Here is a 12,826-nt window from a genome sequence, read left to right as displayed (position 1 = left end):
TCTTAAGAGTAGATTGAGATATATCGCGTGTATAGAGGGCAGGAGTGGGATATGCGTGTGGCGGTGAACCCGGTCGGGTTCACCGCCACACGCATGAAACGAAAGGGGTTTATTCCTGGGGGATTTGGAGCCAGGTGGCCCAGTCTCCGTGGAGAACGAGCCAGGCTAGGAGTCCGTAGCCAGCTTGTCCGGGGTGGATCTGGTCTCGGGAACTGGCTAGTTCTGAGATCCATTGGTCGTGTTCTAGGAGCGGGTAAAAGCAGTCGACGAAGGGAATGGAGCGGCGCGAGCACACGTCGGATTGTGCTTCGACGATTACTTCAAGTTTGGCGTTGCGTTCTTCATCCAGGGTGGGAGCGGGGCCGACCACGAAGGGGCTGATGCCTCGTGCTGTTGCGTCGTCGAGGACGTTGGCGAGGTTGAGGCGGGAGCGGGCTGTGGTGAGGCCTTGGTCGATGTCGTGAATGCCTACGCCCAGAACGAGGCGACGTTCGCGGCGGTCTTTCCACCGGGGCATGCCTTCGGATCGCCACCTGTTGAGTACGTCTGCGGAAGAGTCACCGCGGATGCCGAGGTTGTAGGTGGTGAGATCGAGTTCGGGGTGTTGGGTTCGGCCGATCACGCGCGAGACCCATCCATGGCCTTTGGGGTCGCCGTATCCGGAGACGAAAGAATCGCCGATAAAGACGATGCCGACGTCTCTGGGGCCGTCGTGCGCGACGTAGTCGGCGCTAGGAGTGAACTGGGTGGGGATGTCCATGTCTGCCCCGTCGGTGTAGAGGCTGTCGTCGCCGTAGTCGTCGTTGCTCACGCGTTATCAATCCTCGTCGTCGTCCACCCGGGCGAGCCAGGTTGCGAACCGGTCCAATGCCGACTCGAATTCGGGGTTCAGGTCGGTGAAGGTCCGTAGCTGTTCGGCTACCCACTCCAGAGACACCATCTCATCGCCGCGCCGGTTTTCCAGCTCTTCGATGCCACGATCTGTGAAGTACACGAGTTCTATTCTGCCCCAATGGAGTGAGTGTGTACGTTCAGGACACCCTGAGCGTGGTGTAGGTCCCTGCGCCCGTAGGGGATGGGGCGGGCGCAGGGTGGGGGTGGTTAGCGTTTGAAAGCGAGGTGGATGAGTTTCTCCTGTTCGGCTGCGTGGATTTTGGCTGAGCCGGTGGAGGGCGCAGCTGAGGCGGGGCGGGTGACACGTTTCCAGGTGCGGGTTTCGCCGTTTTCTGCCAGCTCGGGGACGAGGTTGAGGGCGAGGAAGGACCATGCGCCTTGGTTGAGTGGTTCGTCTTGGACCCACACGATTTCGGCGTTGGGGTATTTCGCTAGCTCGTTTTTCATCTCTTCGGTTGCCAGGGGGTAGAGGCGTTCGAGTCGGATGATTGCTGTGTTTGTGTCGTTGCGTTTTTCGCGTTCGGCGGCAAGGTCGTAGTAGACGCGGCCGGAGCAGACGATGACGCGGTCGATGTTGTTGTTGCTGATGTCGGTGCTGTCGGTCAGTACGGGTTGGAAGCTGCCGGTGGTGAATTCTTCGATGGAGCTGACGGCTTCTTTGCGGCGTAGTAGTTGTTTGGGGGTTGCCACGATGAGTGGTTTTCGGGGGCGGGTGTATGCCTGTGCGCGCAGGAGATGGAAGTAGGAGGCTGGGGTTGAGGGGTGCGCGACGGTCATGTTGTCTTGGGCGCAGAGTTGTAGGTAGCGCTCGATTCGGGCGGAGCTGTGGTCTGGTCCTTGTCCTTCGTATCCGTGGGGCAGGAGAAGAACTACGGAGCTGCGTTGGTTCCATTTCTGCTCGGAGGAGGAAATGAATTCATCGATGATGGTTTGGGCACCGTTAGCGAAGTCGCCGAATTGTCCTTCCCAGCAAACCAGCGCGTCGGGGCGTTCGACGGAGTATCCGTATTCGAATCCCATGCAGGCGAATTCGGAGAGCATCGAGTCGTAGGTCCATAGGCGGGCTTGGTTGCCGAGGTAGAGCAGTGGTGTCCACTCTTCGGCGGTGTTGCGGTCGATGAGGACGGCGTGGCGTTGGGTGAAGGTGCCTCGGCGGGTGTCTTGTCCGGTGACACGTACCGGAGTGCCTTCGGTGAGGAGTGACCCGAAGGCGAGTAGTTCGCCCATGGCCCAGTCGATGTTGCCCTCGCGGGTCATCTTTTGCCGGTTTTCGAGGACCTTCATCAGTTTTTTGTGGACGGTGAATCCGTCAGGGATGTTGACCCAGGCATCACCGAGACGTTCGAGAAGGTCTTTGTCGATGGCGGTGCTGATGTGGCGTAGGGGGGCGCGTTCGTCTTCAACTTGCGCGGAGGGCATTTCGAGTGTGCCTTGTTGTTCTGGGTGTTTTGCCGCTTCCCGGGTTTCGAGGAAAACCTGCTCGAGGCGGGATTGGTAGTCCTTCAGGGCGGCGTCGGCGTCTTCTTCGGTGATGTCGCCGCGGCCGATGAGGGCTTCGGTGTAGAGCTTGCGGGAGGAGCGTTTGGCCTCGATGAGGTTGTACATGATGGGTTGGGTCATCGAGGGGTCGTCGCCTTCATTGTGTCCGCGTCGGCGGTAGCAGACGAGGTCTATGACGACGTCGGTGGCGAATTTTTGCCTGAATTCGTAGGCGAGGGTGGCCACGCGTACGACTGCTTCGGGGTCGTCGCCGTTGACGTGGAAGATGGGGGCTTGGATGCAGCGTGCCAGGTCTGAGGAGTAGACGGAGCTGCGCGAGGAGCTGGGGGCGGTGGTGAATCCGACTTGGTTGTTGACGATGACGTGGATGGTGCCGCCGGTGCGGTATCCGCGTAACTGGGATAGCTGCAGTGTTTCCATGACGACGCCTTGTCCTGCGAAGGCGGCGTCTCCGTGCATGAGGATGGGCAGGACGGTGAAGGCTTCGCCGTGTTTGTCTAGGCGGTCTTGTTTGGCTCGGACGATTCCTTCGAGGACGGGGTTGACGGCTTCGAGGTGGGAGGGGTTGGCGGCGAGGTAGACCTTGGTTTGTTCACCGGTTTCGGCGGTGAAGGTTCCTTCGGTGCCGAGGTGGTATTTCACGTCACCGGAGCCTTGGGCGTTGCCGGGGGCGCGGGTGCCGTCGAATTCGGAGAAGATTTGTCCGTAGCTTTTGCCGGCAATGTTGGCTAGGACGTTGAGTCGTCCGCGGTGGGGCATGCCGATGCAGACTTCGTCCATGCCTTCGCGGGCGGACTCTAGGAGTATTTGGTCTAGGAGCACGATGGCTGATTCGGCGCCTTCGAGGCTGAAGCGTTTTTGGCCGACGTATTTGGTTTGGAGGAATGTTTCGAATGCTTCGGCTGAGTTGAGGCGGCGCAGGATGCGCATTTGTTCTTCGCGGGGTGTTTTTTCGCGGGGGACTTCGATTTTGTTCTGCATCCAGGCGCGTTCTTCGGGGTCCTGGATGTGCATGTATTCGGCGCCGATGGTGCGGCAGTAGGAGTCTTGGCAGACGGCGAGGATTTCGCGCAGGGTCATGGCGGGTTTTCCGCCGAAGCCGCCGGTGGCGAATTTGCGGTCGAGGTCCCAGATGGTGAGGTTGTGGTTGGTTAGTTGAAGGTCGGGGTGGATGCGTTGCCGGTATTCGAGGGGGTCGAGGTCGGCTAGGAGGTGTCCGCGGACTCGGTAGGCGTGGATGAGTTGTTGGACGCGGACGGTTTTGGATAGGTCGTCTTCGTGTCCGGCGTAGTGGTCGATGCTCCAGCGGATGGGTTCGTAGGGGATCCGTAGAGATTCGAAGATGTCGTCGTAGAAGTTGTTGGCGCCGAGCAGGAGTTGGTGCACGGTGCGGAGGAATTCGCCGGAGGCAGCGCCTTGGATGATGCGGTGGTCGTAGGTGCTGCTGATGGTCATGATTTTGCTGACGCCGTGGCGGGCCAGGGTTTCGGGGGAGGCTCCTTGCCATTCGGCGGGGTAGTCCATGGAGCCGACGCCGATGATGGTGCCTTGGCCGGGCATGAGGCGGGGGACTGATTGGAAGGTGCCGATGCCGCCGGGGTTGGTGAGGGAGACGGTGGTGCCGGCGAAGTCGTCGACGGTGAGTTTGTTGTTGCGTGCTTTGGTGACGAGGTCTTCGTAGGCGCGCCAGAAGCCGAAGAAGTCGAGTTGTTCGGCGGCTTTGATGTTGGGGACGATGAGGGATCGGGTGCCATCGGGTTTGGGTAGGTCGACGGCGAGACCGAAGTTGACGTGTGCGGGGTGTACGACGTGGGGTTTTCCGTCGATTTCGGTGAAGTTGTAGTTCATGTCGGGCATGGATTGCAGTGCCCGGACGATGGCGTAGCCGATGATGTGGGTGAAGGAAACTTTGCCGCCGCGGTTGCGGGTGAGGTGGGCGTTGATTGCGGTGCGGTTTTCGATGAGTGCTTTGGCGGGCAGCTGTCGGAATGAGGTCGCGGTGGGGACATGGATGCTGGCGTCCATGTTTTTGACGATGCGAGCTGCGGGGCCTTTGAGGGCTTTGGTGGTGTCTTGTGCGTCGGAGTTGGTGGGGCGCACGGCGGGGGTGTCGCGCGGGGTGGGCATTTGAGCGGGCATGGGTTGGTGGCGGATGCCGCGGTCGGGTGCGGGTTCGGCCGAGCTCATGACGGTGGCGTTGGCCGCTGGTGAGTGGGTTGCTTCTCTGCGGCGGGAGACGTCGTAGTTGGTGCGTGTGCCCGATAGGGGTGCGGAGCCTTTCCCGATGGCTTGGCGGGCGGGTGAGGCTGGTGTGGTGGTGGGGGTGGTGTCGGTGTGGTTGGCGCGTGGCGGGGAGCTGGTGCCGATGTCGTGGGGTGTGGCTGGGGGGGTGGGGGTTGCTTGGGCGTCGCGTTCTTGGAAGAGGGGCCACCATGAGCTGTCGACTGAGTTTTTGTCGGCTTTGTATTGCTCGTACATTTCGTCCACGAGCCAGGAGTTGGCTCCGAACGAGGTCGACGGTGAGTCGTTGGGCGGCTGCTGGGACACGAGGAAACGCCTCTTTCGTTGTGGCGACTGCGTTGTCTACCGGACGGATGCCTCACGTCGTCGTTGGTGGGGCGGTCACGGTGTGATGAGTGCATTTTCCGTGATCGTTGGCGACGAGTGGAACGAGTCCGTCTCGGCAATCCTTTACGAACCACACTACATGTCGCATGTCACATCTCGGCGGTCTTTGCTGAAGCGGTTGGCGTATGTGTGTCTGGGGTTGGTGGGGTGGTGTTGGTGCTGTTCGGGTGGGGTGGTTTTGGGGTGGTGTGGAAGGGGGTTGGGTTGGCCCTCTGGGGTTGGCATACTCGCGGGCATGACTGAGGTGTGTCGTGTGATGACGGTGTGTTGGGGCAACATTTGTCGTTCTCCGATGGCGGAGTTCATGGTGCGTGCTGCTGTGGACAGCCAGGGGTTGGGGGATGTGGTGGAGGTGTCTTCGTGTGGGGTTTCAGCTGAGGAGGTGGGTAATGGGATGGATCGGCGTGCGGTGGCGGCGTTACGGCGTCATGGGGTTGCGGATTCGGGTTTTGCTGGGCATCGGGCGAGGCAGTTTGAGGTGGGGTGGTTTGGTGAGGTGGATTTGCTGTTGCCTGCGGATTATCGGCATGAGCGCATGTTGCGTTCGTTGGCTGGTGGGGATGACGAGGCTGGGAAGGTCCGGATGATTCGTGAGTTTGATCCGGCTGCGGTGGCTTCGGGTGATGTTGGTATGGCTGATCCGTGGTACGGCGGTGATGAGGATTTTGATGTGACGTTTGCGCAGATTGCGGGGGCGTTGCCGGGGATTGTTGGGTTTGTGCGGGACTGGGTAGAGAGCAGGTAGGGGGCGAGATTGGGGTGGGGTGTAAAAACTTGGTTCGGTTTTTGTTTCTGGTTGGTTCAGAAATAACTAATGCGTTCGTGTTGAACGGGTGAACTTCGTCGTGGATGTGTCGATGGGGAGAGGGCACGGTCGGTACTTTTTGTCGTTGAAGGGGGCGGAGTGGATAGTGAAAGCCGGGTGTCGGAGCAGCGGAATCGTTTGGTAGTGGCGGCTTTGGTGGGGGCGTGCGTGCTGACGGGTGTGTATATGGTGACGGATGCTGCGGTGTCGGGTAGCCAGCAGCCAGTGAGTGCGGTGCACGCATACGAGTCGCAGGCTCAGGTGCGTCAGCGGGTTGATGAGATTGTGCGGACGTTGCCGCGGGAAGCTCAGGCTGGGGTTGTGGCGGATGAGGAAACCGGTGGGTTGCGTGTTCAGGTGACTGCTGCGGGTGCGGTGATGGCGCGGGAGCGTTTGGCTGATGTGGATGGGGTTGAGGTTGTGGTGGTGGATCACTCGTTGACGGATTTGGAGACGGCAAAGGCCGCGGTGGAGTCGCAGGCAGATTCGTTGTTGTCCAGGGGGGTGCGGGTGGCTGCGGTGTGGAGTGATGTGAAGGGCAACAGTGTGGGGGTTCGGTTGTACGGCAAGGAGGTGGAGCAGGGGCGAGCGATGGTGCAGAAGATTGTTGGAGATGTGCCGGTGATATTGCAGACCTCGCAGGGGTGATGCGTGCTGGGCGGTTTATCCGATGATGGGCCGTTCTTCGGGGAGTTCGTAGACGCGGCGGCGGTGCTGTAGCGCTAGGGCGGAGGCGAAGGTGGTGGGGCCGAGCCGTCCGATGAACATGAGTGCTACGAGGATGAGGCGTTCTGGTGTGGGCAGGGTGGGGGTGATGCCGGTGGTCAGGCCGACGGTGGCGAATGCGGATATGACTTCGAAGAGTGAGCGGTCGAGGCTGTATTCGGTGCAGATGATGAAGACGGTGGTGGCGGTGATGACCAGGAGAGCCGAAAGGAGGACCACAGTGATGGCGGCTCGTTGGATGCCGTGCCCGAGGCGGCGGTTGTAGACGCGTACGGAGGGTTCTCCACGGACTTCGGCGAGGATGACGAAAGCCAGGACGGAGAAGGTGGTGACTTTGATGCCGCCTGCGGTGCCTGCGCTGGAGCCGCCGACGAACATGAGCATGTCGGTGACGAGCCATGTTTGGGAGTGCATGGTGCTGTAGTCGAGGCTGTTGAATCCGGCGGTTCGGGGCATGACGGATTGGAAGAATCCGCTGAGGAGCTTTCCTTTGGTGTCGAGGGGGCCCATGGTGTGGGGGTTGGTCCATTCGAGGGTGCAGATGGCGATCCAGCCGATGATGAGGAACGCTGCGGTGGCGTATAGGGCGATGCGGGTGTGGATGGTCCACCGGTTGGGGGTGTTCCAGGTGTGGCGCAGTTCGAATAGGACAGGGAAGCCGATGCCGCCGATGATGATGGCTGCGGCGATGGGTAGACAGATCCATAGGTCGGCGACGAAGTGCATGAGGTTGTCGGTCCACAGCGCGAATCCGGCGTTGTTGAACGCGGAGATGGCGTGGAAGGTGCCGTGCCAGAGGGCTAGTCCGGGGGTTTGGTGGTAGTGGAGGATGAATCGTCCGGTCAGGGCTAGGGCAGTGATGGTTTCGATTGCTAGGGAGTAGAGGACGACGCGGCGGACCACGGCGAGTGCTTGGCCGGGGCCGAGCGCTTTGGTTTCTTCGGCGGCGTTGAGTGCGGCGGTGAGGGCGAAGCGGTGGGAGAGCAGCGCAACGAGTAGGGATGCGACGGTCATGATGCCCAGGCCGCCTACTTGGATGAGTGCGATGATGATGACTTGGCCCAGGGGTGTCCAGTAGGTGGCGGTGTCTACGACGGTCAGGCCGGTGACACAGACGGCTGAGGTTGCGGTGAAGAGTGCTTCAACAAAAGTGGCGCTGCCGGGGCCGGTTGTGGCGATGGGCAGCATGAGCAGGGCGGTGCCGACGGCGATGGCTGCGGCGAATCCGGCGACGACGGCTTGTCCTGGCCGCAGCCGTAGCTTGCGGGCAGGGGTGGTAGCTGTCGGGGATTTGTGCGGGGGTGTGCGTGTGTGTGAGGGCACGCAGCGAGAGATTACTCGCTGGATGGCAGTCCACCCACTGTTGGGTGGGTTGTGGTTGGGGTGGGCTCAGGTGGTGGTGTTGGGCGGGGGCTATGTGCGGGATGCGGCGGTGGAGGTGTGTTGGAGTTCTTGGCGGATGAGCTGGTAGGTCAAGGCGATGGCGATGATTCCACCGGTGGGGCGGTGCCAGAGAGTGAGGATGCACAGGGTGGCGGCGACCAGGAGGAGGGCGGTGCTGGTGGGGTGGCTGTGGCGTGTGGATAGGGCGCGGGCGGCTAGGTGGGCGGCGACGAGGAGGAAGTTGATGGCGAGCCAGAAGGGATGGGCTGCGTAGATGGATGTCATGGCGCAGGAGGTGACGAGGAGCCAAGGGATGAGGGTGCATGAGGAGGTGTCGATGCTGGTGGGTGGTTTTTTGCTCATGTGTGGCTCCGTGCAGCTGGGGTTGGCCTGGTGTTTTGGCGCGGGGGCTATGGGAGCGACTGTAATGACTTAGCGCGAATATTGTTGCGCTCTAGGCATTTTCGACGCCTATGGGGAGTGGTGTAGGTGGCTGTATGCCGGTTGAAGCGATCGCGCGGCGCACCGGGCTGGGAACACCAGCACCCTACGGCGCCATCTGCACAGACAGATCAACGTGACACCTACCAGCTACCGTGACACCTTCCAAGCTGGCTAAAACGTTAGAAGTCGAACTCATTCTCACAAGTAGGTATTAGCTGCCTCAAAGTCCCCCGGCGAGATTTCTGGGTTGGATTAATGTGTGAAAACACACAGCCTTAGTGTTGATTCCTTTGAAGGACAGGGGCTTATGGAGTGCAAGTGACTAGCCCGTGCAGCCTCTCGGGAGGGATCATAGAAGACAGCTTTGCCCCTCCGGTAAAGGCTTCGCGTGTTGGCCGCCGCAGTGACGGCGGCCAACACGCTGTCAAGTACGGCTTCAAAGGTGTGCCGAAGGTTAGGTCTGGTGGCGTCGCGCTCGCGGTTGCAGACGTAGCGGTGGGTTGCCTCGCATGAAGGCCGTGACGCCTCGTGCATATCCTGCCGTTGAAGTGGGCTGTTGGATTCTGTCGATTGTGACGTCGCTGATGGCCAGCCAGATCAGCGGCGAAATCACATGGTTGTTACTTGGACTTGCAGCCCCAGTGGCTTATTTGTTAGCCGTTGCCCGCCCATTGAGGGATAAGTCACCTGAATGGGAACTGCGGAATGCGGTGTATTTCAACAATGCTGCCCGCCTCACTCTAGTCAGTTTTTATGTTGCTTTACTCCCTGGGTCCGGCCGGTGGGAGGCCTCTTGGCCTTCATGCTCGAGCTTCTTTTGTGGCAATGGTGTGCCGACTTCGCCATGGGCCGCCAGAACCTCTTGAGGGAGCTCGCGCGTGGCGATGGAACCTTGCCTAATTGGGGGCGCGTAAATGATTGTTCCTTGCCGTTTTTGTGGGTTGGCAAGGGTGGCAGCTAAGTCGGTTGTGTCAGCGGACGGGCTTTTAACAGCATCATCGGGGGGCATAGTGACTACGGCAGCGAAGTCTGCGATGTTCGCTCGGTTCTGGGCAGCACAAACAATCTCTCAGTTCGGGCAGCGTTTTGGGTTGTTTGCCCTCCCGATTGTCGCGATCAACTTGTTTAGTGCGAGCCCAGCACAAGTTGGGTACCTGACTGCCTCACTGACAGTGTGCTACCTCGTTGTAGGGCTACCCGCCGGCGCCTGGGTCGACCGCTGGAATAAGCGACGCACCATGATTTGCTCTGCATGGGTGCGCGCTGCCGTCTTGGCTTTAGTTCCGCTGCTGTGGATCGCAGGAGCGCTGGAACTGCACTGGCTCTATCTCATCGGCATCGCCGTAGGGATCGCTTCAGTGTTCTTTGACGTCGCCTACCAGTCTGTAGTGCCTTTCCTCGTTGCACGCCAAGACATCGAGGCAGCTAACGCGCGCCTGGAAGGATCAACGCAGGTGGCAGCAGCAGGTGGGCCAGCGATTGCGGGATCCTTGGTGCCCGTGGTTGGTGCGCCCCTACTTATCGCTATCGACGCCCTCGCATACCTGGTATGCGGATTGCTTCTCCACTCAGTCGCCGACCGTGAACCCTCCAGAAGCTCAGCTGCCTCGACCACGATCGCTCAGGATGTGCGCGCAGGACTTTCTTTCGTCGCTACGCACCCTGTGCTGCGGCGTTTGGTGGCTACCACCGGGGCGTCAAACTTTTTCTCCACCATCGTCATGACGCTCACGCCCATCCTCGTTCTGCGTGAACTCAACCTCAGCGCGACGGTTATGGGGATTGTTCTTGGCGTTGGAACCATCGGCGGGATCGCGGGAGTAGTCATTCTCTCGGTGCTGTGCAAGCGGCTCCGCTCTGGCGCAACGATGGCGCTAGGGCTGTGTCTTGCCGTCGCTTCGACGGGGTTGTTTCCGCTCGCTGGGTGGATCGGTGCGGGCAGGCCAGCTGGTGCTATCGCCCTGCTCACGGTGGGGCAAGTTGGAATGACATTAGGCGCGGTGCTGTTCAACATCACCCAAGTAAGTACTCGCCAGAGAGTTTGCCCTCCACGGCTTCTAGGGCGAATGACGTCCTCCATCCGGTTCGTTGTATGGGGGAGTATGCCTGCCGCAGCGCTCGTCGCTGGCTGGCTCGGGTCAGGTTTGGGTGTTATCCCGGCCATGTGGGTAGGGCTTGCGGGTTCGTGCCTGACAGTTCTGCCGATCCTCGGCATGGACCGGCTCCTGCAAGAACACACAACAGAACCATCAAGAGGCGAGTAATGGCGTGGTCGTCAGGCCAGATCTGGCATATGAAAGTTCTATTACCGGTAGAGCTAAACCGCATCGGTAAGTGATGAGGCGAGATAGGCGCTCGCACTGTTTCATTGAGGCAACTTGTGCTGGTTGTGCTGGCCCCTAGCGTGTGGCTGAGTGGGTGCCCTGTGCCTTGCGAGATAAGTAACGGATGGGTGAGGTAATGCCGGACAGAATGCGGGACGAAGAACTGGCAGATTTTGTCGAACGTGTGGAGAGGGGAGACGTTGCTGGCGTAGTGGCGGACCTCATCTCAGCCGTGCCCGAAGACTGGGGTCATGGGTACAACTGGGATTGGAAAGAGGCCAATAGTGAGCGTTTCGACAAGTTCATCCAAACTGTGCTCGCCGCTTCAGGTGCGAAGCTCTCACTCGAGCTGGTAACGGAGCTTTTGGCGAACTATGTGTTCGTGCTGGTTGATCAGCCGGATGCGACGGATCGTGGTCTTGTGATGTGGGGCCGTTACCTTGCGGCGAGGGTGGATGAGGTAACCGAATATGTCACAGACGTCATGGTTACTTACTCCAAGTCGCCTGACGCTAGCTGGCCTACAGCGGATTTGGAGGAAATCGCACGAGACAGCGCGAAGCTTTCCAAACGTCTCTCGCAAAGACCAACGGCCGACTGACCCTGATGCTTGAGGTGACGGTCTCTCCGCAGTCAACGTCGCGGAGGCCGTCACTGGATGCTCTTTCGCCACAGCAAAGCGCTAGAGACTTTAAAAGATGGACAAGTGGCGACGTTTTATGCGTTCTGACTAGTGGATTTATTGAGCGCCCCCGGCAAGATTCGAACTTGCGACACCCGCTTTAGGAGAGCGGTGCTCTATCCCCTGAGCTACGAGGGCAAATGGTCTACAAAGACCACGACCACGCTAGTCTCTCATGACTGCAGCACCAGATCCGAACCTGTGGACGCTGCGTGGTCATTGCTTTGCTGTGTCGCGAATCGCCGCGACACCGCTTCAGCAATATTTAAAAACGCCTCACGCGTTTTGGGCTTCAAATGCTCCCAATCGATCTGCCCGCCATCAGCCATATGCGGATCTGCGGGCACCACGATCAGTTCCGAACGAGCAGCCAAATGACGCTGCACCGACTTCTTATCCACGTGCGAAGACACGATGTCCTTCGACGTCAACACCACCACACAGTTGTCAGCCAGATGCACAAACCCACTGTCACGCAACCACTGAATCGACTCCATCGCACGCCGTGCACCCGTCACCGACCACGCAGCCGGAATCACCACCGTCGTCGCATGCCGCAAAATCCCACTCATCAACGGATGCGTCACCCCCGTGCCGCAATCCACGTGCACATTCGAATAAAACCGCTGCACCGTCCCCAAGATCCGCTCAAAATCCTGCGACGACAACGAATCACCCAACACAGGGTTCGGCTCACCAGGCAACACCACCAACCGCCCAGCCGACACCGTGAACCGCGCCAAATCCTCCACCGAGTGCACACTCTCGATGTTGCGCGCCAATTCCGTAATGCCCGATAATTTCTTACCAACAAGACGTTCCGAAAGATCACCGGCATCGGGATTGGCATCGATCGCCAACACCGGGTCCGGGCGCAAATTCGCCAACGCAGTCGCCACCGCAGCCGTCGTCGACGTCTTCGAAATCCCACCCTTCAAGCAGAAGTACGCCGTCACATGCTTGCCATTTAACGCCGCACCGATCTGCGCCTCCCGAGCACGGCGACGCTGCTCGGCACTCGAAACCCCCGGATTCCAGCGCCCATCAGTCACCCGGTAAGCAACCCCCCTCCATCCCGTGCGAGGCACAGGAGGAGCAGGACGCAACATATGAGCGTCGATGTGCTGATCCGGCGAAATAGATGATTCCGAAGGCATGTACCGAACTTTCCTAGCGAAGACAGTGGACGACGGTTCGCGTGATATGTGGGACCTTGCCGTTAACTTCAACATTGTCAAGGAGATTCACGCAATCGTCCAGAACGACCGCCCCACACCGCAGCATCCCTAAAAACCACCCGACACGCCCTGCACCATCACCCCGACCACCCCACCGGCACCCCCCGCTCACACAGCACCCACACAGCGACACACACACCACGACAACAACCAGTACCCATACGTTCCAAAGAGAACCCCCCGCCAGTGGATAGGATTTCAG

General features: G+C 59.9%; 11 protein-coding genes and 1 tRNA gene. 4 read left to right on the top strand and 8 right to left on the bottom strand.

The features are described from left to right. Window positions 1-109 precede the first annotated feature (109 nt). From DXZ77_RS07500 to DXZ77_RS12055, 4 genes are all read right to left on the bottom strand, one after another. Complete coding sequence (locus DXZ77_RS07500) at window positions 110-811, bottom strand: GDSL-type esterase/lipase family protein (protein ID WP_371667277.1); 702 nt, start codon at window positions 809-811, stop codon at window positions 110-112. Between the two features lie 6 nt (window positions 812-817). Then, window positions 818-994, bottom strand: coding sequence for a DUF6104 family protein (locus tag DXZ77_RS12060; RefSeq protein WP_181816068.1), 177 nt, complete (start codon window positions 992-994; stop codon window positions 818-820). A 107-nt stretch (window positions 995-1,101) separates the two neighbouring features. Then, window positions 1,102-4,941: a multifunctional oxoglutarate decarboxylase/oxoglutarate dehydrogenase thiamine pyrophosphate-binding subunit/dihydrolipoyllysine-residue succinyltransferase subunit gene (locus DXZ77_RS07495; protein WP_115031115.1), complete on the bottom strand. Its 3,840-nt coding sequence runs from the start codon at window positions 4,939-4,941 to the stop codon at window positions 1,102-1,104. A 156-nt stretch (window positions 4,942-5,097) separates the two neighbouring features. Then, window positions 5,098-5,259: a hypothetical protein gene (locus DXZ77_RS12055; RefSeq protein ID WP_181816067.1), complete on the bottom strand. Its 162-nt coding sequence runs from the start codon at window positions 5,257-5,259 to the stop codon at window positions 5,098-5,100. On the opposite strand from DXZ77_RS12055, the gene DXZ77_RS07490 reads away from it, so the two are divergent. Together DXZ77_RS07490 and DXZ77_RS11800 are read left to right on the top strand one after the other, a co-directional pair. Further along, entirely contained in the window at window positions 5,258-5,767 is a 510-nt protein-coding gene (locus tag DXZ77_RS07490; RefSeq protein WP_258553197.1) for a low molecular weight protein-tyrosine-phosphatase, read from the top strand. The genes DXZ77_RS12055 and DXZ77_RS07490 overlap by 2 nt on opposite strands. A 159-nt stretch (window positions 5,768-5,926) precedes the next feature. Then, window positions 5,927-6,475, top strand: coding sequence for a hypothetical protein (locus DXZ77_RS11800; RefSeq protein ID WP_147279228.1), 549 nt, complete (start codon window positions 5,927-5,929; stop codon window positions 6,473-6,475). Window positions 6,476-6,490: 15 nt separating this feature from the next. Here the strand turns inward: DXZ77_RS11800 and DXZ77_RS07480 are convergent, their stop codons facing one another. Next, on the bottom strand, window positions 6,491-7,876 hold the full coding sequence (locus DXZ77_RS07480; protein ID WP_258553196.1) for a TrkH family potassium uptake protein: 1,386 nt from the start codon (window positions 7,874-7,876) through the stop codon (window positions 6,491-6,493). A gap of 90 nt (window positions 7,877-7,966) precedes the next feature. After that, the gene (locus DXZ77_RS07475; RefSeq protein ID WP_115031112.1) at window positions 7,967-8,299 is read right to left on the bottom strand and encodes a hypothetical protein; all 333 of its coding nucleotides are present in this window, start codon (window positions 8,297-8,299) and stop codon (window positions 7,967-7,969) included. Between the two features lie 1,091 nt (window positions 8,300-9,390). Between DXZ77_RS07475 and DXZ77_RS07470 the strand changes: the two genes are divergently transcribed. Both DXZ77_RS07470 and DXZ77_RS07465 read left to right on the top strand, forming a co-directional pair. Beyond that, window positions 9,391-10,644 (top strand): MFS transporter, encoded by a 1,254-nt coding sequence (locus tag DXZ77_RS07470; protein WP_181816066.1) that lies wholly within the window; start codon window positions 9,391-9,393, stop codon window positions 10,642-10,644. Window positions 10,645-10,840: 196 nt separating this feature from the next. After that, complete coding sequence (locus DXZ77_RS07465) at window positions 10,841-11,305, top strand: hypothetical protein (protein WP_147279227.1); 465 nt, start codon at window positions 10,841-10,843, stop codon at window positions 11,303-11,305. 146 nt (window positions 11,306-11,451) lie between these two features. Here DXZ77_RS07465 and DXZ77_RS07460 read toward each other — a convergent pair. Further along, a tRNA-Arg gene (locus DXZ77_RS07460) sits at window positions 11,452-11,524 on the bottom strand. Between the two features lie 35 nt (window positions 11,525-11,559). Next, window positions 11,560-12,543 (bottom strand): MinD/ParA family ATP-binding protein, encoded by a 984-nt coding sequence (locus DXZ77_RS07455; protein WP_147279226.1) that lies wholly within the window; start codon window positions 12,541-12,543, stop codon window positions 11,560-11,562. Between the last annotated feature and the right edge of the window lie 283 nt (window positions 12,544-12,826).

This window comes from Dermatophilus congolensis (genome assembly GCF_900447215.1).
In the GTDB taxonomy this organism is placed as follows: domain Bacteria; phylum Actinomycetota; class Actinomycetes; order Actinomycetales; family Dermatophilaceae; genus Dermatophilus; species Dermatophilus congolensis_A.
The sequence above is the reverse complement of the archived record's forward strand: the minus strand, read 5'-3'. Positions and strand labels throughout refer to the sequence as shown.

Coding starts and splice junctions, on each gene's coding strand:
- DXZ77_RS07490 (WP_258553197.1), top strand. CDS start 5,258: ATGACTGAGGTGTGTCGTGTGATGACGGTGTGTTGGGGCAACATTTGT.
- DXZ77_RS12055 (WP_181816067.1), bottom strand. CDS start 5,259: ATGCCCGCGAGTATGCCAACCCCAGAGGGCCAACCCAACCCCCTTCCA.
- DXZ77_RS07475 (WP_115031112.1), bottom strand. CDS start 8,299: ATGAGCAAAAAACCACCCACCAGCATCGACACCTCCTCATGCACCCTC.
- DXZ77_RS07465 (WP_147279227.1), top strand. CDS start 10,841: ATGCCGGACAGAATGCGGGACGAAGAACTGGCAGATTTTGTCGAACGT.
- DXZ77_RS07455 (WP_147279226.1), bottom strand. CDS start 12,543: ATGCCTTCGGAATCATCTATTTCGCCGGATCAGCACATCGACGCTCAT.